The following is a 22,309-nucleotide window of genomic DNA, read 5'->3' as shown; positions in this document are numbered from 1 at the left end:
ACGTTTTCTGGCTCATTTTAGCGAGTTAATTATTGTTCTTTTTATTATCGTTGTTTTTATTGTTATTATTTGTGGTAGCACGTGGAGCAAGATTTCCCCAGTAAGAAGCGTAATTGCTGTCTGTTCCACCGATCCCAAATTTATAAGTACTTTGTGGCGCACCATCTTTGGCATAGTATGAAGTCGTAGTTTTACCAGGTGTATTGAATTTGGCACCATTATAGGTAATTGAGCCAGGTTTTTCACCAGTAAATTCAGAAACTTTTGATTTAATGACACTTGGATCTAATTCAAATTTTTGACCAATACCAAACAATTCTGGATTCGCATAGTACAGCGCGTTGGCTAAGTTCGCCATATAGTTCCCGTTGTTGTCGCCGCTGGTCATCGTCATTGGCGCTGGTAGATCATGTCCTGCCCAAGAACTTAGTGTCACAGTTGGGGTAGAGACAATCAGCCAGGAATCTTTATAGTCATCAGTCGTCCCAGTTTTTCCGACCCAATCAGCACTAGCTAAATGAGGATTCAAGCCAGCTAATGTTGGTTTGAATTTTGTCGTATTTGCAGAATCCACCACTGAACGCAACAAGTCATTCATAATAGAAGCGGTCGCTGGTGAATAAACTTGCGTTCCTTCATCTTTGTGTTCGTAGACCACATGTCCGCTATTGTCTGTAATTTTTTCAATCATGTAGGCTTTTTGATATTTACCTTTGTTAGCAAGCGCTTGGAAGCCGTTTGTTTGAGTTACGACATTTGTTTCGACTGGACCTAAAGGCGCGGATTCGTAAGCCCAAGCATCTGAAGCTGGATAGTTCATTTTGCTTAAGTAGTGATTATAAGAAAAATTATCATCACCTTTTTTCTTTTTCAATTCTTCGTTCACATGATACACAGGAATGTTGAAAGACCAGTTTAAAGCGTTTCGAACGGTTACAAATTGATTTAAATCCACAGTTGTTGAGTTAGCAAAAGGAGTGCCATCTGAATAAGTAGTCGTGTAGTTGGCCAAACGACTTTCAGAACCAATGAGTCCTTGATCAATCGCAGGACCATAGACAGAAATTGGTTTAATCGTAGATCCAACTTGACGATCGGCATTAAAGGCATGATTGTTTTGATTAATATCGAAGTTTCTACCACCGATAAAGCCGAGGATCCGACCAGTAGCATTATCCATTAAAATATTCCCAGTTTCAATCATTGTATTTCCATTAACATCTGCAGTGCCATCATCAAGCAAATAACCATAATTTGCGACAGCGGTTTGCATCGTGTTGTAAATGTTCTGATCAATAGTCGATTGGATTGTATAGCCTTGCGACTGGATTTCACGACGTGCTTGTTCTTCATATTGATCTAAACCAACTTGATCTAAATCATCACGATTAACTTTAGCTTTTTTCATATCTAAATCCATGACAATCTCAACTGCTTTATCTAACACCGTATAGTATAGATAGCCTTCTGTATTGACATTGGCCTGCTCTGTTGGTAAAAAGTCTTTTTTCAAGTCGTAAGCTTTGGCTTCTTCATATTCCTTTTGCGAAATAGCTTTTTCTCGGTACATACTGAAAAGAACAAAATCTTTTCTCTTCATTCCTAAAGACAAATCGTCTTTCAAGGCACCAGTGTTAGTATAGGGCGTGTAAACAATGGGACTTTGGGGAAGTCCTGCGATAAAGGCCGCTTGAGGAAGATTCAAGTCCTTGGCACTTTTACCAAAGAGTCCTTTGGCTGCTTCTTCCACGCCTGCAATATTTTCACCTTTGTTATTACGACCAAAAGGGGAGACATTTAGATAAGTTGTCACGATTTCGTCCTTAGAAAAGTATTTTTCAATACGTAAAGCTAATAAAATTTCGTTGGCTTTCCGTTTAAAAGTCGTTTCGTCAGTTAAAATCTGTTGCTTCACCAATTGCTGAGTCAATGTTGAACCACCAGAAGAACCGCCGATGCCTGTCGCATCAGAAATCAGCGCTCGAACTAGCGCTTTCGGGACCACCCCATGATGTTCTTCAAAATATTCATCTTCTGTTGAAATAATGGCTTTTTTTAGTAATGGAGACATTTGATCGCCGTTAATTCGTGTCCGAATTAAATCTGATTTGATGTTAGCAATCGGAGTACCATCTGCGTAAGTCATTTTTGACACTTCGGTAATATCACTGATTTCTTTTTGCAATTCTTCCTTCGTTGGGGGCTGTGTATCTTCAACTAGAAAAGCAAAATAGCCCATTCCGATACCTAAGCCAAGAGAGCCACCTAAGACAATCAGAATAACCCCAAAAACCACTAATGACTGAAAAACGCGAATAATGACATTTAAAATAAGTAAAAAGACATTGCCGCCAGAAGAGGTCGTTGGTTTTTGCTTATTGTTACTTGAATTATTTTTCAAAAGCTTCACCTCAATAAAATGATACATTCTGTGTTATTATAGCAAAAAAAAGCTTCTATGAATAGTTTCTACACCAATTGCCATTTTTTGTTGAAAAAACTTAAGAGAAAATAGGGAAATCCCATTTTTTGACTTTTCAAGTGTGACAGAATCGGTTACTATGAATAGGGGAATTTGATCTATTATTATGTTTTACTATAGGAGGAAAATCATGAATTCAGCTTTTTTTGAAGAATTAAAAGCCCGTGGGTTGGTCTACCAAGTCACAGATGAAGAAGCCTTACAAAAACAATTAAATGAAGAATCTGTTAAATTATATATCGGCTTTGATCCAACGGCAGACAGTTTACACATCGGGCATCTACTGCCAATTCTTATGTTACGTCGTTTCCAACAAAATGGTCATGTGCCCATTGCTTTAGTTGGTGGCGGAACAGGCATGATTGGTGATCCATCATTCAAAGATGCAGAACGTAGTTTAAACACACTTGATACAGTGAAAGCTTGGTCTGAAAGTATTAAGGGTCAGTTGTCACGTTTTATCGATTTTGAAGATGAAAAAAATCCAGCGATTCTAGCAAACAACTATGATTGGCTTGGAGAGCTTTCTTTAATTGATTTCTTACGTGATGTTGGAAAAAACTTTACAATTAACTATATGATGAGTAAAGAAAGCGTGAAACGCCGAATCGAAACAGGAATTTCTTATACTGAATTTGCTTATCAATTATTACAAGCGTATGATTTCTTGAAATTGTACGAAACAGAAGGTTGTTTATTGCAATTAGGCGGCAGTGATCAATGGGGAAACATTACTTCAGGGATTGAATTATTACGCCGAGAACAAGAAGTTCAAGGATTTGGCTTAACCATGCCTTTAATTACAAAAGCGGATGGTACCAAATTTGGTAAAACAGAAGGAAACGCAGTTTGGCTAGATGCTGAAAAAACTTCGCCGTATGAATTTTATCAATTCTGGATAAACACAGATGATCGTGACGTAGTGAAATTCTTGAAATACTTTACTTTCTTACCATTGGACGAAATTGCAACAATTGAAGAAGAATTTACGGCGAACCCAGGTCAACGTGCTGCGCAAAAAGCGTTAGCAAAAGAAGTGACCATTTTAGTCCACGGTGAAGCAGCCTATCATCAAGCGGTTAAAATTTCAGAAGCTTTGTTCAGCGGGGATATCCAAAGTTTAACAGCAGAAGAAATTAAACAAGGCTTTAAAGATGTACCGACGTATGAGGTGCAACCAGAGGATCAATTAAGTTTAGTCGATTTATTAGTTACCTCAAAAATAGAACCATCAAAACGTCAAGCCCGTGAAGATGTTCAAAATGGAGCGATTTATGTCAATGGAGAGCGTCGACAAGATTTAGCAACTGAATTGACAGAAACTGATAAAATCGAAGGGCAATTTACTGTGATTCGTCGCGGTAAGAAAAAATATTTCTTGTTAAAATACTAAAACACTGTGAACTTCAATCTTATACGGTTTATAAATTAAAAATAATAGTTAACAGTTAATACTAGCTTAATATTTTGCTTTAGGAAGACTTGTTTACCTTAATGTAAGCAAGTCTTTTTATAAAGTTTTGCTTATAGTACTAGAATCAATAGTCACCAACATTATCTTGAACGGTTTATTATATAAAAATACCGACCAAGTTTCTCTGGTCGGTATTCTGTCTAATTTTTAAGTCTCACTACAGATAGCCAATCCTTACTTGTATAATATTACTGTATGGAAACCTTCCATAGATCCTGACAGACCTTGATTTTGTAGTGAATCAATTTTTATATCAACAATTTCATAACCATCTAACTGCATGGAAGATATTATTTCATCAATTTGCGTAGTGTATTTGTCCTCACAGCCAAAATTTTGATTAATCCATTTACTAAAACTATTTACCATAACTAGATGAGTTAAACCATCTTTAGGTTTTAAAAATTTTTTTATTTCTTTTTGATAAATAGATTCTGCAGCACTTTTTTGTCCTTTTGTAAACATTCCCACTCTATTTCACCACCTTTCCAGTAAAATTATTATTGCTAATATATTTATTGCTTCAAGCTTTTTGTGAATGTCCAAAGTGTTAATCACTAATAAAGTTAGACTATTATTCCTCTCTATGGTGATTCATTAAGGAAAAGTATTGGTTAAAGCATATAGACGATAAAGATAGTATATCAATGTTCACAAAAGTCTACAATAAAAATTCAAATTTGTTATAGACTATATTAGAAAAGTAATGGGTGGGTATTGTTGTATCAACAATAAGGAGGACTGTAAGAAAAGTCCTTTGTCAAGATAGTATTGAAATAAAAAGCTGAAAATCAAAAGGACAAATGTTACAAAAAACTCTTTTTTACTATTGGGCATATTCAATTACAGATAACTTGTGCTATGCTAGAATAAAAAGTGCAGTCGCTATAAGGAGTAGGTTATGAAATCAATTGTCGAAAAGTTAAACTTAACGAAGTATCAGCAACCAGTTATTTTAAATAGACCGCAGGCAGAGTATCTATCTGAATTTGCTTCAGCCGCGCAGCAATTACCCTCAGAACCAGTTGAGCTGATTTTTGCATTTGTGAAAACGATGGAGGAATTTCAAGAGATTGTTTCAATGGTGATTGAAGGTCAACATTTAGTAGAAAATGGGTTGTTATATGTGGCTTATCCGAAAAAAGGCAATAAAATGTATCAAACCTTTGTCCACCGAGATGAAATTTTTCCAACACTACAAGTAAACGAGGCAGATGGATATATTAAAGGCTCAACCTTAAAATTTAATCGCATGGTTAGTTTAGATGAGACTTTTACGGTTGTCGGCATGAAGAATGTTCTTAAAAAGCCAGCGAAGAATCAGACCAGTTCTGCTGTTGGGGATTATGTTCAATATCTACCAGAAATTGAAGCGTTGGTACAAACAGAACCAGCTGCTGCAGCGACATTCGCTGCATTAACGCCTGGTTATCAAAAAGAGTGGGCGCGGTATGTGTTTAGTGCAAAGCGAGCGGAGACACGGAAAAAGCGGCAAACTGAAATGTTAGTCATTTTAAAAGAAGGCTATAAAACCAAAGCTCTTTATCAGCAAAGGAAGAAATAATGGCGCAGTCAATTGAAACAGTTACAGCATACATCGAAACAGTTGAACCAAACTGGCGAATTGCTTATCAGCAAGTATTAGACGTCGTTTCGCAAAATTTGCCAGCAGGATTTGAATTAACGATGCAATATGGCATGCCAACCTTTGTTGTGCCGCTTTCAGTATTTCCAGAAGGCTATCTTAACCGTGTGGATGAACCGTTACCATTTATCAGCTTAGGCGCTACTAAAAGGCAAGTAGCTTTATATCACATGGGCTTAATGGGAAATGAAGCCGTCCGAAGTTGGTTTCAAGAAGCCTATCAGGAACAAGTGTCAACAAAGCTAAACATGGGAAAAAGTTGTCTTCGTTTCACTAATCCTAAGCGAATACCCTATGAACTAATTGGCGAATTAGTAACAAAAATCACGCTAGAAGAATGGCTGCAACAGTATCAACACCACCAAAAGAAAAAGAAGAATTATTAGGAGGAACCACATGTTATTAGGATCACACGTTAGTATGAGTGGCAAGAAAATGCTACTAGGCTCTGCCGAGGAAGCGGCTAGTTATGGCTCAACAACCTTTATGATTTATACAGGTGCGCCACAAAACACGCGCCGGAAACCGATTGAAGAAATGAATATTGAAGCTGGGCAAGCTTTTATGAAGGAACACAATTTAAGTAATATCGTCGTTCATGCCCCGTATATTATTAATTTAGGTAATACAATTAAAACGGAAAATTTCGGTTTTGCCGTAGACTTTTTGCGTCAAGAAATTGAGCGAGCACAAGCATTGGGAGCAACGCAAATCACGTTACATCCAGGTGCGCATGTTGGTGCAGGTCCAGAAGCCGGCATTAAACAAATTGTTAAAGGTCTAAATGAAGTCTTGTGGAAAGAGCAAATCCCGCAAATCGCTTTAGAAACAATGGCTGGTAAAGGAACCGAAATCGGCCGTACGTTTGACGAACTAGCTGCGATTATTGACGGAGTTACGCTAAATGATAAACTTTCTGTCACTCTGGATACTTGCCACATTAATGATGCAGGTTATAATGTAAAAGATGATTTTGATGGCGTATTAGTTGAATTTGATAAAATTATCGGATTGGATCGTTTAAAAGTTATTCATGTGAATGATTCTAAAAATCCTATGGGCTCACATAAAGATCGTCATGCCAATATTGGCTTTGGCACTATTGGTTTTGAAGCTTTAAACGGTGTGGTTCACCATGAAAAATTAACTGCTTTACCAAAAATTTTAGAAACACCTTATGTCGGAGAAGACAAAAAAAATAAAAAGGCCCCTTACGGCTTTGAAATTGCGATGTTAAAAAATCAAACATTTGATCCAGAATTATTGGAAAAAATTCAAGGACAAAACTAAAGCAAGAATCGCTCTTAAAGGTCCTATGGGCATTTAAGAGCGTATATTTTGACTTTTAATCACTATTTTGCAAAAAAATCAGACTTTTTTCATTATTTAAGAGAAATCCCGCAAAAAGAACTTTTCTTTTTTTGCTATTTCTAGTAAAATAATTCATTGAGAGCAAAACTATACGGAGAGGAGAGAGTTTCAATGGCAACAGGTTGGGTAGTATTAATCGCAGTAATCGCTTTATTAGTAGGCGCTGCAGGGGGCTTTTTCCTTGCACGCAAATATATGCAAGATTATTTCAAAAAAAATCCTCCCGTTAATGAGGATATGTTACGCATGATGATGGCATCAATGGGTCAAAAACCGTCAGAGAAAAAGGTTAGACAAATGATGCAACAAATGAAAAACCAAGGAAAATAGTAAAGGTTATTCAGGTAATCATGAATAAGTGTAAAAACGGGCTGATTTTCAGTCCGTTTTTTTGTTGTTTTGCGGGAGAATAGGATAATCTAGGAGGCAACGAGCGAGACGTTTAATCAAAAACAACAATAACGAAGAAACCTTCTAGCTCGAAAGTAGTCTTCGTAGAACAACAAAGTAAAAGGAGGGACAACTGAATGTCCATATTCAAAAAATTAGGCTGGTTTTTTAAGCAAGAGAAAAAAAGTTATATTATTGGGGTTTTCTCATTAATGATGGTCGCTCTTGTTCAATTAGTCCCGCCCAAAGTTATTGGCGTCGTTGTAGATGAAATCGTTAACAAAGAAATTCGCTTAACGAAAATTATCGTGTGGGTGGCACTCTTGATTGGTGCTGGGCTTGCCCAATATCTTTTTCGCTATATTTGGCGGATGCATATCTGGGGGAGTGCCGCTCGTTTGGAAAAAGAGCTACGGACTCAATTATTTCATCATTTCACAAAAATGGATAGTATCTTTTATCAGAAATATCGGACAGGTGACTTGATGGCGCATGCAACCAATGATTTAAATGCCATCCAAAATGTGGCTGGAGCCGGGATTTTAACGTTTGCCGACTCTGTGATTACGGGAGGCACAACGATTATCGCAATGGTTCTATTTGTCGATTGGCGCTTAACATTAATTGCTTTATTACCGCTGCCTTTATTAGCCGTCACCTCACGAGTTCTAGGTTCTAAGTTGCATGATGCCTTTCGAGATTCACAAGCCGCTTTTTCAGCGATTAATGATAAAACACAAGAAAGTATCACTGGAATTAAAGTCATTAAAACATTTGGGCAAGAACAAGAAGATCTTGCTGATTTTACAGAGAAAATTGATGATGCTATCGTCAAAAATAAACGAACGAACTTTTTAGATGCACTGTTTGATCCGTTTATTACGCTGATTATTGGTATTTCTTATGTTTTGACAATTATTATTGGTGGTCGTTTCATCATGGAAGGAACGATTAGTTTAGGTCAGTTGGTCTCTTTCATTGCCTATATTGGGATGCTAGTATGGCCAATGTTTGCGATTGGGCGCTTATTTAATGTGTTGGAACGTGGGAATGCTAGTTACGATCGTGTGAACGAATTATTGCATGAAAAAACGCATATTATCGAACGAAAAGATGCCATCAAAACGATGGCGCAAGGGACAATTTCAATGAAGATTGCTTCTTTTTCTTATCCAAAAGAAGAGGCAGTGGCATTGGAAAATATCCAATTTTCGTTGCAAGAAGGAGAAACCTTGGGGATTGTTGGTAAAACAGGCGCTGGTAAAACCACTATTTTGAAGTTGTTGATGCGTGAATATGACCAATATCAAGGAACGATTTCCTTTGGAAAACATAACATTAAAAACTACACATTAGATGCATTGATGGGTGCAATGGGGTACGTGCCACAGGACCATTTTCTCTTTTCCATGACGGTACGAGATAACATTCGTTTTGCTAAACCACACTTGGAACAAGCAGCAGTTGAACAAGCGGCAGCATTAGCATTTATTAACCAAGAAATTAAAACCTTTCCTGAAGGTTATGACACAATGGTTGGAGAACGTGGTGTCTCGCTTTCTGGAGGACAAAAACAACGGATTTCTATTGCGAGGGCCTTGATTGTTGAACCAGAATTGTTAATTTTAGACGATGCCTTATCTGCAGTCGATGCGAAGACTGAAGAGGCGATTTTATCAAATCTAAAAGAAACGCGCCAAGAAAAAACCACTATTATTACAGCGCATCGTTTAAGTAGTGTCATGCATGCAAAAGAAATCTTAGTGTTGGATGAAGGGAAAATTATTGAACGGGGGACGCATCAGGAGTTACTGGCTCAGAAGGGTTGGTATCAGCGGATGTGGGAAAAACAGCAATTAGAAGCGAAAATTGAAGGGAGTGAGAGTTAATGGAAGAAAAGTATCAATCCGAATGGTCCAGAGAGTTACCGATGAAAGAACAATTAACGATTGTTCAGCGTTTGTTTCGTTTTGCCAAACCTTTTCGACGCATGTTTTACACAGCCATTCTCTTTGCATTTGGCTTATCAATTATCAATATTCTTTTGCCTAGAGTCATTCAAGTTTTTATGGATAATTATTTAACGCCTAAAACTGCCACAATGCAAGTGATTCTAACTTTTGCTGCTATTTATTTTTTTGGTGTCATTGTCAAAAGTATTGTTTGGTTCTTTCAATGGTATTTGTATTCGATGGCTTCTTTAAAAACGTATCAATATATACGAGTGAAATTATTTGAAAAATTACACACTTTAGGTATGCGTTATTTTGATCAAACACCGGCTGGTTCGACGGTGTCTCGTGTTACAAATGATACAGAAACATTGTTTGAATTCTGGTATGTATTCTTAATGGTGATTACAGGAATTTTTGCCGTAATCTCGTCATTTTTTGCAATGTTTCAACTCAGTCCAGAAATTTCATTTTATTGTCTAATTTTCTTGCCAATTTTATTAGTTGTGATTTGGTATTACCAAAAATTTAGTTCAAAATTATACCGCAGTATGCGGGAAAAATTAAGTCAATTAAACACCAAACTAAATGAATACATCTCTGGGATGCAAATCATTCAACAATTTCGCCAAGAAAAGCGTTTGGAAAAAGAATTTGAAGAAACCAATGATGATTATTTAAAAACACGAGTAGCGATGATTCGCATGAATTCGTTATTATTAAGTCCCATCATTAATTTGTTGTATACATTGGCGATTGCATTGGCCTTAACTATGTTTGGCATCGATGCTTTAGATTCTCCTGTTGAAGCGGGGATGATTTATGCTTTTGTAACGTATGTCCAAGCTTTTTTTAATCCGATGACGCAAATGATGGACTTCCTAAGTATCTTTACAGATGGGATTGTCGCAGGCAGCCGTATTTTAAAAATTATGGATACGGAAGAATTAACGCCGCAACAATCAGTAGGTGCGAATGGGGAAATTATTCGCGGGAAAATTGAATTTCGCAATGTTACTTTTTCTTATGACGGCAAAAATGAAGTATTGAAAAATATTAGCTTTGTTGCAAATCCCGGAGAAACCGTCGCTTTAGTCGGTCATACAGGAAGTGGTAAAAGTTCAATTATTAATGTACTCATGCGTTTCTATGAATTTTATGAAGGGCAGATTTTAATTGATGATCGTGATATTCGTGATTTTCCCATGACAGAATTACGGGAAAAGATGGGCTTGGTATTACAGGACGCTTTCATGTTTTATGGAGATATTGCTGGAAATATCCGTTTACTGAATCCCAATATTACAGATGAGCAAATCAAACAGGCTGCGGAATTTGTTCAGGCGGATAAATTTATTCACACGTTACCCAATACCTATCATGCGAAAGTCATTGAACGAGGAGCGAGTTATTCTAGCGGACAACGTCAATTAATTTCGTTTGCGCGAACGATTGTGACTGATCCCAAAATTTTAGTTTTAGATGAAGCAACCGCTAATATTGATACAGAAACAGAAGGGTTGATTCAAGAAGGATTAGCCAAAATGCGTCAAGGGAGAACGACAATTGCGATTGCACATCGCCTTTCGACAATTCGTGATGCAAACTTGATTTTAGTTTTAGACAAAGGACAGATTGTAGAACGAGGAACGCACGAAACGCTATTGGCTGAAGGTGGTCTTTATGCGGATATGTATCAGTTACAAAGTACGGAAGTTTAATGTAACAACTGAAAAAGTTAAATAACCCAAACAAAGGCATTTAGTGTTAGGAAATTCCTAATTCTAGGTGTCTTTGTAGCTCTTTAAATTGCAAAAAAGAAGAGAAATGGTATGATATGAAGAGAGAAAAATAAACGAGGAAGTTAGGTGGAACTGTGAAGCCAGTTATAGTCAAACATGTGCGAATAGGTGAAGGCAATCCCAAAATTGTGGTGCCCATTGTTGCTCGAACAGCCGAGGATATTTTGGCCGAAGCAACGGCGAGCCAAACACTAGATTGTGATTTGGTGGAATGGCGTTTAGACTATTATGAAAATGTCGCTGATTTTTCCGATGTATGTAATCTTTCACAACAAGTAATGGAACGGTTGGGGCAAAAACCGTTATTGTTAACTTTTCGTACACAAAAAGAAGGCGGCGAAATGGCTTTTTCCGAGGAAAATTATTTTGCTTTGTATCATGAATTAGTGAAAAAGGGTGCGTTGGATTTATTGGATATTGAATTATTTGCGAATCCGCTGGCGGCAGATACGTTAATTCACGAAGCTAAAAAGGCGGGGATTAAAATTGTTCTCTGTAATCACGACTTTCAGAAAACACCGTCGCAAGAGGAGATTGTCGCGCGGTTACGCCAAATGCAAATGCGTCAGGCGGATATTTGTAAAATAGCTGTGATGCCACAAGATGCGACAGATGTACTTACGTTACTTTCAGCAACCAATGAAATGTACACCCATTATGCATCCGTTCCAATCGTTACTATGTCAATGGGACAGTTAGGGATGATTAGTCGCATAACAGGTCAACTGTTCGGATCGGCACTAACTTTTGGCTCAGCCCAGCAAGCGTCTGCACCAGGCCAACTATCCGTACAAGTATTAAGAAATTATTTAAAGACATTCGAACAAAACAAGTGATTCAGAAGGTGAAAGAAGTGGCAAAGAAAAAAACACAACAAAAAACGAATGCGATGCGCATGGTGGAACAACATAAAGTACCATATAAAGAATATGAATTCGCTTGGAGCGAAGATCATTTAAGTGCAGAAAGTGTCGCTGAAAGTTTAGGTATTGAAAAAGGACGAATTTTTAAAACCTTGGTTACAGTAGGTAATAAAACAGGTCCAGTCGTGGCTGTCATTCCTGGTAATCAAGAATTAGATTTGAAAAAATTAGCGAAAGCTAGTGGCAACAAAAAGGTAGAAATGCTTCACTTAAAAGATTTAGAAGCAACCACAGGCTATATTCGTGGGGGCTGTTCACCAATTGGGATGAAAAAGCAATTTCCCACCTATTTGGCTGAAGAAGCTCAACAATATTCTGCAATTATTGTTTCTGCAGGCAAACGTGGCATGCAAATTGAATTAGCGCCTGAAGCAATCCTTTCGCTAACCAATGGACAATTTGCGGGAATAACGACAGAAGAATAAGTGGTTATAAGAAGAGGTTGAGACAGAACCGTTTATCTGTTTTTAAGCGTGGAGCAAAAAACACTAGGGATTTTTGCTCCACGCTTAACTATCAAATTAATAAAGGAAAAACATTAACTAATCTGTGCTACTTTTTATTGGGATAAAATTTTTGTAATGCTTGCCGTGCAAGCATATCGGCTGCTTTGTTTTGACTTTCAGGTAGCCATTTGATTAAGAGCAAAGGAAAATTCTTTTCTAGTTGTTGATATTCTGCTAAATAAGGCTGGTACTTTTCATTTTTAGCATAGTTTTTTTCAATGGTTTGGACAACAATTTTACTATCTGAGTGGAGAAGAACTGTTTGTTGATTGTCTTCATTGGCAATCGCTTGTTTTAAAGCTTCCATCAGCACTTTAAATTCGGCTTCGTGATTACTAACAATGCCTAAAGGCACATGCAATTGTTGCCGCGATTGGTCAGTAAGGTAAACGATACCGCCGCCAGATTCACCTGGATTGCCTTTTGTTGCAGCATCTACATAAATTCTTAACATAAAATTACTCCTAATTTCTTTTTGTTCTTAAAAAAAGTATGTTACTATTATAACATATTTAAATTTAGTGGCGTTGATCCAGAAGTAGTGAGGGCACTTTATGAAAAAACAGAAATTCTATTGGCAGCCAGAATTAGCATCCGCAATTATTTACTGGTCTTGCACATTTTGTATATTATTTATTAGTTTAATTTTAGCATTGGAAAATAATGGTCCTTACTTGATTAGTAATCTGGTGATGGTTCCATTTTTTGTGTTTGCTTATCTAGGAATTGCGCGGTCTTTTAACATGACAGAAACATCTTTAATTGTCAGAGATGTTTTATGGTTTCGTAAAAAAGCACTTCCGCTTTCTCAGATAGAAAAAGTAACCTACAATGAAAAAAGCATCGAAATTTTTTCCTCAGAATTTAAGGAAGGCTCAAAAGTCTTTTTAATGAAAAAGAAAACGATTCCGTTATTTCTTGAGGCGCTTAAGGTAAAAAAGCCTGAATTGAAGGTAGCAGAAGATCATTCTTTGGGCCTTCATAAAAAAGAAGAAAAAAAAGAGTGAGTCATAAGTCGAAACGACTGGTGACCCACTCTCAAAATCTTAAAATAATCAGCTGAAACAAACGCTACGTTTACTTGCTTTTTGAAGTTAAGCGCTGTTGGTTCAGCTTTTTTAGTTATCTATTTTTTTGACATGTGCTGCTTGTAGCCCGCGATTGCCTTCCATTATCTCGAACTCTACAGATTGATTCTCATCAAGTGATTTGAATCCGTCACCTTCTATAGCAGTGAAGTGGACAAAAATCTCATCTTCTTCGTTGTAAACGATAAAACCATAACCTTTTCTGTTATCGAACCATTTGACAATTCCTTTTTGCATCCAATTCACGCTCCTTTTAGATTTGTAAAGACACTTTCATTATACGAGAAAAGGCTACCAAACGTCAATGGTTGGGTCGTTTAAAAAAGGTTATTCTAGCCATTCTATTCAATACAAGCTATAATTTAAAAGAAACAATGTGTCACAAAGACGATAAAGAATTGAAAAGGGGTCCGTTATGAAGACAGATATTAACATTGCACAAGCAGCAACATTAAAACCTATTCAAGAGATTGCCGAAACAATCGGTCTTTCAGAAGATTCGCTAGAACTTTATGGAAAATACAAAGCGAAAATAGATTTTCCAACGCTTCAATCCCTAGAAGCGAAGCCAGAAGGTAAATTAATCCTCGTTACGTCGATTAATCCAACACCAGCAGGAGAAGGAAAGTCAACCGTGACTATTGGTTTAGGAGATGCATTAAATCAAATTAATAAAAAAACAGTTATTGCCCTAAGAGAACCATCATTAGGTCCTGTGATGGGGATTAAAGGTGGCGCAACAGGTGGCGGGTACGCACAAGTATTGCCAATGGAAGAAATCAATTTGCATTTTACTGGTGATATGCATGCGATTACGACAGCTAATAATGCCTTAGCTGCGTTACTAGATAATCATTTACAGCAAGGAAATGAATTAAAGATTGATTCTCGGCGGGTGATTTGGAAACGCGCAGTGGATTTAAATGATCGTGCGCTCAGACAGGTCGTTGTTGGTTTAGGGGGTCCTTTCCAAGGTGTACCAAGGGAAGACGGTTTCGATATTACTGTGGCGAGCGAAATTATGGCGATTCTTTGTTTAGCGCAAAATTTAACGGACTTAAAAGAACGCTTAAGTCGGATTATTGTCGCCTATAATGACCAAAAAGAGCCGGTGACGGTTAAAGATTTAAACGTAGCAGGTGCGCTGACGTTATTATTAAAAGACGCCTTAAAACCTAATTTAGTTCAAACGATTGAAGGAACTCCAGCTTTTGTTCATGGTGGTCCTTTTGCCAATATCGCTCATGGGTGTAACAGTATTTTAGCGACAAAAACAGCTTTGCATCTGGGGGACTATGTCGTAACAGAAGCGGGTTTTGGTGGTGACTTAGGTGGCGAAAAATTTTTAGATATTAAAGTCCCTTCTTTAGGAAAAGCACCAGATGCCGTTGTGATTGTGGCAACGATTCGCGCGTTGAAAATGCATGGCGGTTTGGCAAAAGATCAGTTAGCGCAAGAAAACTTACCAGCGTTACAAAAAGGCTTTGCCAACTTAGAAAAACATATTCAAAACATGCAACGTTATGATGTACCAGTAGTCGTTGCGATCAACGAGTTTACGCAGGATACAGAGAAGGAAATTCAACTGTTGAAAGAAGCCTGCCAAGCGTTAGGCGTGCCAGTCGAGTTAACAAGTGTTTGGGCGCAAGGTGGTGCAGGTGGTACGAATCTAGCAAAAACAGTAGTAGCAGAGATTGAAGCCAATACAAAGCAGTTTCAACCTTTATATAATCCTCGCCAAACAATTGAAGAAAAAATTCAAGCCATTGTACAAACGATTTACGGCGGAGAACAGGCAATTTTTTCTCCGAAAGCCCAAAAACAAATTGCAGACTTTACAAAAAATGGTTGGGATCAATTACCAATTTGCATGGCGAAGACACAGTATTCACTTTCTGATGATCCTCAAAAATTAGGACGGCCAGAAGGATTTACGATTACGATTCGTGAACTAGTTCCAAAAATCGGTGCAGGGTTTATCGTGGCGTTAACGGGTGACATTTTAACGATGCCTGGCTTGCCGAAAGTTCCTGCTGCGTTAAATATGGATGTGGACGAAACGGGGCAAGCGAGCGGTCTCTTTTAAAGCCGCTCTTTCCTGAGACCTATTTTTAGTATATACTTGAAAGTAGCTCAATAAAAAAATAATGACGGAAATTTATTGCGTAGTTTATTATAAGGAGCAACGACTATGGGGGAACGAGCAGATACATTTATTGCACACTTTAATCGCATTGAAAAGTGGATGAGAGAGAGACTGAACAATCCTGTCAACATGGGATTCAGTGAAATGACAAGACGTCTTTCCCGAAAAGAAAAGGGACAGATTGCTCAATTTGAAGAGGATTTGCTTCAAATGGCTCAGTTAAGAAATGCCATCGTTCATGAGCGAATTGCTGATGATTTTGTCATTGCAGAGCCGAACGAATGGGCGGTTCAACGAATTGCAACGATTGAACAAGCTTTAACAAAACCAGAAAAAGTAGTGCCTAAATTTGCGAAACGTGTTACAGCTTTTGAAATCACCACATCTTTAGAAACGTTATTGACGATTATTGCAAAAAAACAATATTCTCAATTTCCAATTTATGAGAAAGGTGTATTTAAAGGATTAATCACGGTTCGAGGGATTGGTGTATGGTTTGCCATTGAGAGCACCAAAGGAGAAGTTCACATTGCCAACCGAACGGTGCGAGAATTGTTGGCATCAAATTATAAACGTAGCAACTATCAATTTGTTTCAATTGAAGCAACCGTCTTTGAAGTTGAACAAATGTTTCGGGAGCAGCCACGCTTGGAAGCCGTGCTTATTAGTAAAAGTGGCCATCCTAATGGTGAGTTAGTAGGCATTGTTCGACCAAGAGATTTAGCAAGTATTCATAGAGAAAAGGAATGACGCGATTGTTAGTAGTATATTTTTTAATCAGTGCCTTATTAGTAGGACTTGACCAATGGAGCAAATATTTGACGGTCCAAAACATTTCTTTGGGTGAAACGAAAGAATTCATTCCTGGATTTTTGTCGCTGACCCATTTAAGAAATACCGGAGCTGCTTGGAGCTTGTTAGAAGGGAAAATGATTTTCTTTTATGTCATCACAGTAATTGTTAGTGTCGTGATTATTTATTTATTAATTAAGAATTATAAAAAAAGTGTCTGGTATTCAGTAGGTTTATCTTTTGTCTTAGCAGGTGCCATTGGGAATTTTATTGATCGTGTACGTTTAGGCTACGTGGTGGACATGTTCCAAACGGATTTTATGAATTTTCCTATTTTTAACGTTGCAGATAGTACGTTAGTGGTCGGCGTTATTTGTATATTTATTTATTTGATTTTAGATGAAAAAGCAGCAAAGGAAGGCAAAAATGGAACAAATTAACGTAACGATTCAAACAGAAAAAGGCCGGATTGACAAAGTATTAAGTGAACATTTATCCAATCATTCCCGCTCGCAAATTCAACAATGGTTAAAAGAAAAACACGTGACAGTTAACGGTGAAACGGTCCGCGCCAATTACAAAGTTACAGCAGGCGACGAAATTGTGGTAACAATTCCTGAACCAGAAGTTTTAGATATGGTAGCAGAGGATATTCCTTTGACCATTGTTTATGAAGACAATGATGTGATTGTCGTCAACAAACCTCAAGGCATGGTTGTTCATCCTTCGGCAGGTCATCCTAATGGTACATTAGTGAACGCGTTACTTCATCATGCGGATCACTTATCGGCGATTAATGATGTGGTGCGACCGGGAATTGTTCATCGAATTGATAAAGATACTTCTGGGCTATTGATGGTGGCTAAAAATGATCAAGCCCATGAATCATTAGCTAAGCAGCTAAAAGAAAAAACATCGTTACGTAAATACGTTGCCTTGGTCCACGGTGTTATTCCTCACGATAAGGGAGAAATAAATGCGCCTATTGGTCGTTCCAAGATTGACCGCAAAATGCAAGCGGTCATTGAAGGCGGTAAAGAAGCAGTCACGCATTTTACTGTTTTAGAGCGCTTTGATGCATTTACTTTAGTTGAATTACAACTGGAAACAGGCCGGACACATCAAATCCGTGTTCACATGAAATATATCGGTTATCCATTAGCTGGAGATCCGTTATATGGACCGAGAAAAACATTACCTGGCAATGGGCAATTTTTACATGCGAAGTTATTAGGCTTTACACATCCTACGACAGGTGAACAATTAGTCTTTGAGGCACCTTTACCAGAAGTTTTTGAAAAAACTTTACGCCAATTAAGAAATAATCATTGATTTTTATCTGAAGAAGAGGTAAACTCTTTTTTAAGAAGAAAAATAACTAAATAACTGTAACCTTTAAGTTTAGTCCCGTGAGGCTAAGAAGGAATCATGCAAAAGAACACTAGGTGCGCTTAGTTAGTAAGTTGTGTGGGCTACATGGTACCCTTGTACCTTTTTAAACTGTAACCGACATCCTCCTATCCTCATACGGGTAGGAGGATTTTTTGTTGGAAAAAATAACAGGACAATTTCAATAAAAAGCCACTTATTTTTCAGCTGCTCAATTGAAGGAAGAATCGCTGACCCCAAGACAGCGAGGACGTAGATAAAAAAGAATGAGGAGGAAATTATTATGCCAAAGAAAGAAGTTGTTGACGCAGTCACAATGAAACGAGCGCTTACTCGAATCTCGTATGAAATTATTGAAAGAAACAAAGGAATCCAAGACATTGTTTTAGTAGGAATTAAAACACGTGGAATATACATTGCACAACGTCTAGCCGAACGCTTAAAACAATTAGAAGATATTGACGTGCCAGTTGGTGAATTAGATATTACTTTGTATCGTGATGATGTGAAAGATATGGAGGAACCTGAATTACATTCTTCTGACGTACCAGTCTCAATTGAAGGTAAAGAAGTTATTTTAGTAGATGATGTCTTGTATACGGGCCGGACCATTCGTGCTGCGATGGACGCTGTTATGGATTTAGGTCGTCCGAGAAAAATCTCTTTAGCAGTCTTAGTAGATCGTGGACATCGGGAACTACCGATTCGTGCCGATTATGTAGGAAAAAATATTCCAACATCAAAAACTGAGGAAATTATTGTGGAAATGGAAGAGCGTGACGGCGCAGATCGTATTATGATTAGTAAAGGAAACGAATAAAAAGGAGTGAACAACGTTGTCAGAAAAAGAATTTCGAAATGAGGATGCAGTCTTAGATATTAAAGATAGACCGCAAGCTTTTCACTGGGTTGGCCTAAGTTTACAACATTTATTTACGATGTTTGGTGCAACGGTTTTAGTACCAATCTTAGTGGGAATTGACCCGGGGATTGCGTTAGTCAGTTCAGGATTAGGAACAATGGTCTATCTGATTACTACAAAAGGAAAAATCCCCGCCTATCTTGGCAGTAGCTTTGCTTTTATTGCAGCGATGCAGATGCTAATGAAGAGTGATGGATATCCAGCCATTGCCCAAGGTGCTATGACAACCGGCTTGGTATACCTAATCGTTTCATTAATCATTAAAAAAATTGGTTCTGACTGGTTAGATAAAATTTTACCGCCTATCGTTGTAGGGCCTGTCGTGATGGTTATCGGTTTAGGCTTGGCAGCTAATGCCGCAAATAACGCAATGTATAACAACAACGTTTATGATTTTAAATATATTGCCGTAGCCTTAATTACTTTAGGCTTAACCATTTTTTACAACATGTTTTTCAAAGGCTTCCTAGGATTAATTCCAATTCTTTTGGGAATTGTTAGTGGGTACCTGGTTGCTTTAGCTTTTGGAATTATTGATTTAACCCCTATTAAAGAAGCTGCTTGGTTTGCTTTACCGAATTTTGAAGTACCTTTTGTTCAATATGAACCGAAATTGTATTTAAATGCTATTACAACAATGGCACCAATTGCTTTTGTAACAATGACAGAACATATTGGTCATTTAATGGTCTTGAATAAATTAACCAAGCGCAACTTTTTCCAAGACCCAGGCTTATCTAAAACTTTAATGGGAGATGGCTTAGCGCAAATTGTTGCAGGTTTTGTTGGTGGACCGCCAGTTACAAGTTATGGTGAAAATATCGGCGTGCTGGCAATTACAAGAGTGCACAGTGTCTTCGTGATTGGTGGAGCCGCGGTGTTCGCTGTAGCTTTAGGCTTTGTTGGAAAATTAAGTGCCTTGATTCTAAGTATCCCAGGACCAGTTATTTCAGGAATTAGTTTCGTCTTGTTCGGTGTGATTGCCGCAAGTGGTTTGAAAATCTTAATCGATAATAAGATTAATTTTGATAAGAAAAAGAATTTATTGATTGCTTCAGTAATTTTAGTCATCGGCATTGGTGGCTTAGTCTTCAAAGTAGGAACCTTTGAATTGTCTTCAATGGCATTAGCAACCGTCTTAGGAATTGTTTTGAATTTAATTTTACCGGAAAACGCACGTAGCGAAGAACAGTAGGAGGACTGGACGAATGATTATTACATCTGAACGAATTAGTTTAAAACATCTTTTAACTGCTGAGGCTTTAACCGACCGTGAAGTCATGGGGTTAATCCGTCGCGCAGGAGAATTTAAACAGGGGGCAAAATGGCACCCAGAAGAACGTCAATATTTTGCAACAAACTTGTTTTTTGAAAATAGTACTCGAACACATAAAAGTTTTGAGGTAGCTGAGAAAAAATTAGGCTTAGAAGTGATTGAGTTTGAAGCGAGTAGAAGTTCTGTTCAAAAAGGAGAAACGTTATACGACACAGTACTAACGATGTCGGCAATTGGTGTAGATGTAGCAGTCATTCGTCATGGTAAAGAAAATTATTATGATGAATTGATTCAAAGTAAAACGATTCAATGTTCTATTATTAACGGTGGGGACGGGAGTGGACAACACCCTACACAATGTTTATTGGATTTGATGACCATTTATGAAGAATTTGGTGGATTTGAAGGCTTGAAAGTGGCGATTGTGGGAGATATTACACATTCTCGTGTTGCTAAATCAAATATGCAGTTATTAAACCGTTTAGGCGCTGAAATTTATTTTTCAGGTCCAGAAGAGTGGTATGATCATCAGTTTGATGTCTATGGACAATATGTGCCGTTAGATGAAATTGTTGAAAAAGTCGATGTGATGATGTTGCTTCGCGTGCAACACGAACGTCATGATGGTAAGGAAAGTTTTTCAAAAGAAGGCTATCATTTGGAATATGGTTTAACCAACGAACGGGCAACTCGTTTACAGAAACATGCAATTATTATGCATCCAGCGCCAGTCAATCGGGATGTTGAACTGGCAGATGAATTAGTGGAAAGTCTGCAATCAAGAATCGTCGCGCAAATGAGTAACGGAGTCTTTATGCGCATGGCAATTTTAGAAGCAATTTTACATGGAAAGGCCTAGGTGGAGAAATGAAGACGTTAATTAAGAATGGAAAAATCATCAAAAAAGAGAATCAGTTGATTGAGGCAGCACTTTGGCTAGAAAATGGTGTGATTCACGCAATCGGGGAATCGTTTGACGAAGCAGATTTTGAGCAAGTTTTTGATGCGAAAGGGCAACTAATCACGCCAGGCTTGGTCGATGTGCATGTTCACTTTAGAGAACCAGGCTTTACGTATAAAGAAACGATTAAAACGGGTAGTAAAGCTGCTGCTCGCGGTGGTTTTACTACGGTTTGTGCAATGCCCAATCTGAATCCAGTACCAGATACGGCTGAAAAATTAAGTGAGGTTTACGATTTAATTCAAAAAGATGCAGTCGTGAAAGTTTTACAATATGCCCCCATTACAGAAGAGCTACGGAGTGAAGTTTTAACCAATCAGAAGGCCTTAAAAGAAGCGGGCGCCTTTGCATTTACGAATGATGGTGTTGGTGTCCAAACGGCAGGAACGATGTACTTAGCCATGAAAGAAGCGGCTGCATTAAATATGGCGCTTGTTGCGCACACGGAAGATGAATCTTTATTATTTGGTGGTGTGATGCATGAAGGAGAAGTTTCTAAGAAATTAGGCCTACCAGGGATTTTAAGTGCAACGGAAGCTTCACAAATTGCTCGGGATATTACTTTAGCAAAAGAAACAGGCGTTCATTATCATGTTTGTCATGTTTCAACAGAAGAAAGCGTGCGCGTTATTCGAGATGCTAAAAAAGCAGGGATTCACGTAACAGCCGAAGTTTCCCCGCACCATTTAATTTTAGTCGATGAGGATATTCCTGCTGACGAAGGGTTTTGGAAAATGAACCCGCCATTACGTGGTTTAGCAGATCGACAAGCATTGATTGACGGCTTGTTAGATGGCACGATTGACTGTATTGCTACCGACCATGCGCCCCATGGTTTAGAAGAAAAACAACAATCATTTTTAAACGCACCTTTTGGCATTGTCGGTAGTGAAACGGCCTTCCAATTGATTTATACGAACTTTGTCGAAACAGGCATTTTCACATTAGAACAAGTGATTGATTGGATGGCAGTGAAACCGGCAGAAATTTTTGGATTAAACGCAGGAACACTAACAATTGGTGCACCAGCAGATATTGCAGTTTTTGACTTAGCAACAGCTGCCCCAATTGATGCAGAAGCATTTGAATCAATGGCTGTCAATACACCATTTACAGGGTGGACAGTCAAAGGAAAGACACTTATGACATTTGTTGACGGAGCATTAGCTTGGTCGGAGGAGGCGCAGTAG

22 protein-coding genes are annotated in these 22,309 nt (G+C 38.0%); 18 read left to right on the top strand and 4 right to left on the bottom strand.

Going from position 1 to position 22,309, the window contains the following annotated elements; all coding sequences use genetic code 11:
• Positions 1–25: 25 nt before the first annotated feature.
• A complete protein-coding gene (locus IGI87_RS07950) occupies positions 26–2,428 on the bottom strand; it encodes a transglycosylase domain-containing protein (RefSeq protein ID WP_280210637.1) in 2,403 nt (800 codons plus the stop codon).
• A 184-nt stretch (positions 2,429–2,612) separates the two neighbouring features.
• On the opposite strand from IGI87_RS07950, the gene tyrS reads away from it, so the two are divergent.
• On the top strand, positions 2,613–3,875 hold the full coding sequence (gene tyrS / locus IGI87_RS07945) for a tyrosine--tRNA ligase (RefSeq protein ID WP_438736591.1): 1,263 nt from the start codon (positions 2,613–2,615) through the stop codon (positions 3,873–3,875).
• A gap of 255 nt (positions 3,876–4,130) precedes the next feature.
• On the opposite strand, the gene IGI87_RS07940 is transcribed toward tyrS, so the two are convergent.
• Positions 4,131–4,421, bottom strand: a complete 291-nt coding sequence (locus tag IGI87_RS07940) for a hypothetical protein (protein WP_002393362.1) — start codon at positions 4,419–4,421, stop codon at positions 4,131–4,133.
• A gap of 436 nt (positions 4,422–4,857) precedes the next feature.
• Between IGI87_RS07940 and IGI87_RS07935 the strand changes: the two genes are divergently transcribed.
• The 8 genes from IGI87_RS07935 to ybaK all read left to right on the top strand — a co-directional run bounded on the left by IGI87_RS07935 (position 4,858) and on the right by ybaK (position 12,464).
• Positions 4,858–5,520, top strand: a complete 663-nt coding sequence (locus IGI87_RS07935) for a YdeI/OmpD-associated family protein (RefSeq protein ID WP_113794131.1) — start codon at positions 4,858–4,860, stop codon at positions 5,518–5,520.
• Positions 5,520–5,987, top strand: coding sequence for a DUF1801 domain-containing protein (locus tag IGI87_RS07930; RefSeq protein ID WP_104853998.1), 468 nt, complete (start codon positions 5,520–5,522; stop codon positions 5,985–5,987). Before IGI87_RS07935 ends, IGI87_RS07930 begins: the two co-directional genes overlap by 1 nt.
• Before the next feature lie 10 nt (positions 5,988–5,997).
• Complete coding sequence (locus IGI87_RS07925; protein ID WP_002357396.1) at positions 5,998–6,891, top strand: deoxyribonuclease IV; 894 nt, start codon at positions 5,998–6,000, stop codon at positions 6,889–6,891.
• Between the two features lie 192 nt (positions 6,892–7,083).
• Complete coding sequence (locus IGI87_RS07920) at positions 7,084–7,302, top strand: YneF family protein (RefSeq protein WP_002357397.1); 219 nt, start codon at positions 7,084–7,086, stop codon at positions 7,300–7,302.
• Positions 7,303–7,499: 197 nt separating this feature from the next.
• The gene (locus tag IGI87_RS07915) at positions 7,500–9,251 is read left to right on the top strand and encodes an ABC transporter ATP-binding protein (RefSeq protein WP_438736590.1); all 1,752 of its coding nucleotides are present in this window, start codon (positions 7,500–7,502) and stop codon (positions 9,249–9,251) included.
• Positions 9,251–11,035, top strand: a complete 1,785-nt coding sequence (locus IGI87_RS07910) for an ABC transporter ATP-binding protein (protein WP_438736589.1) — start codon at positions 9,251–9,253, stop codon at positions 11,033–11,035. The genes IGI87_RS07915 and IGI87_RS07910 overlap by 1 nt, the downstream gene beginning before the upstream one ends.
• Before the next feature lie 155 nt (positions 11,036–11,190).
• Positions 11,191–11,952, top strand: a complete 762-nt coding sequence (gene aroD / locus IGI87_RS07905; protein WP_104853996.1) for a type I 3-dehydroquinate dehydratase — start codon at positions 11,191–11,193, stop codon at positions 11,950–11,952.
• Complete coding sequence (gene ybaK / locus IGI87_RS07900) at positions 11,949–12,464, top strand: Cys-tRNA(Pro) deacylase (protein WP_025187416.1); 516 nt, start codon at positions 11,949–11,951, stop codon at positions 12,462–12,464. The genes aroD and ybaK overlap by 4 nt, the downstream gene beginning before the upstream one ends.
• A gap of 127 nt (positions 12,465–12,591) precedes the next feature.
• Here the strand turns inward: ybaK and IGI87_RS07895 are convergent, their stop codons facing one another.
• Positions 12,592–12,999, bottom strand: a complete 408-nt coding sequence (locus tag IGI87_RS07895; protein ID WP_104853995.1) for a ribonuclease HI family protein — start codon at positions 12,997–12,999, stop codon at positions 12,592–12,594.
• A gap of 100 nt (positions 13,000–13,099) precedes the next feature.
• Here IGI87_RS07895 and IGI87_RS07890 point away from each other — a divergent pair, with 100 nt between their 5' ends.
• Entirely contained in the window at positions 13,100–13,552 is a 453-nt protein-coding gene (locus IGI87_RS07890; RefSeq protein WP_438736588.1) for an EbsA family protein, read from the top strand.
• A 111-nt stretch (positions 13,553–13,663) separates the two neighbouring features.
• Here IGI87_RS07890 and IGI87_RS07885 read toward each other — a convergent pair whose 3' ends face one another.
• Positions 13,664–13,870: a cold-shock protein gene (locus tag IGI87_RS07885; protein WP_002357404.1), complete on the bottom strand. Its 207-nt coding sequence runs from the start codon at positions 13,868–13,870 to the stop codon at positions 13,664–13,666.
• A 178-nt stretch (positions 13,871–14,048) separates the two neighbouring features.
• On the opposite strand from IGI87_RS07885, the gene IGI87_RS07880 reads away from it, so the two are divergent.
• From IGI87_RS07880 to IGI87_RS07845, 8 genes are all read left to right on the top strand, one after another.
• On the top strand, positions 14,049–15,719 hold the full coding sequence (locus tag IGI87_RS07880; protein ID WP_113794115.1) for a formate--tetrahydrofolate ligase: 1,671 nt from the start codon (positions 14,049–14,051) through the stop codon (positions 15,717–15,719).
• Between the two features lie 105 nt (positions 15,720–15,824).
• Entirely contained in the window at positions 15,825–16,529 is a 705-nt protein-coding gene (locus tag IGI87_RS07875) for a CBS domain-containing protein (protein WP_104853992.1), read from the top strand.
• A 5-nt stretch (positions 16,530–16,534) separates the two neighbouring features.
• Positions 16,535–17,011 (top strand): signal peptidase II, encoded by a 477-nt coding sequence (gene lspA, locus IGI87_RS07870; RefSeq protein ID WP_438736587.1) that lies wholly within the window; start codon positions 16,535–16,537, stop codon positions 17,009–17,011.
• Complete coding sequence (locus tag IGI87_RS07865) at positions 16,998–17,903, top strand: RluA family pseudouridine synthase (RefSeq protein ID WP_104853990.1); 906 nt, start codon at positions 16,998–17,000, stop codon at positions 17,901–17,903. The genes lspA and IGI87_RS07865 overlap by 14 nt, the downstream gene beginning before the upstream one ends.
• Before the next feature lie 337 nt (positions 17,904–18,240).
• Entirely contained in the window at positions 18,241–18,780 is a 540-nt protein-coding gene (gene pyrR, locus IGI87_RS07860) for a bifunctional pyr operon transcriptional regulator/uracil phosphoribosyltransferase PyrR (protein ID WP_301280621.1), read from the top strand.
• 16 nt (positions 18,781–18,796) lie between these two features.
• Positions 18,797–20,077, top strand: coding sequence for a solute carrier family 23 protein (locus IGI87_RS07855; RefSeq protein WP_002357410.1), 1,281 nt, complete (start codon positions 18,797–18,799; stop codon positions 20,075–20,077).
• A gap of 13 nt (positions 20,078–20,090) precedes the next feature.
• A complete protein-coding gene (locus IGI87_RS07850) occupies positions 20,091–21,017 on the top strand; it encodes an aspartate carbamoyltransferase catalytic subunit (RefSeq protein WP_002357411.1) in 927 nt (308 codons plus the stop codon).
• 8 nt (positions 21,018–21,025) lie between these two features.
• A complete protein-coding gene (locus IGI87_RS07845; RefSeq protein WP_010715248.1) occupies positions 21,026–22,309 on the top strand; it encodes a dihydroorotase in 1,284 nt (427 codons plus the stop codon).

Origin of the sequence: Enterococcus sp. DIV1444a, from assembly GCF_051712125.1 — a bacterium.
Lineage (GTDB): Bacteria > Bacillota > Bacilli > Lactobacillales > Enterococcaceae > Enterococcus > Enterococcus faecalis.
The sequence above is the reverse complement of the archived record's forward strand: the minus strand, read 5'-3'. Positions and strand labels throughout refer to the sequence as shown.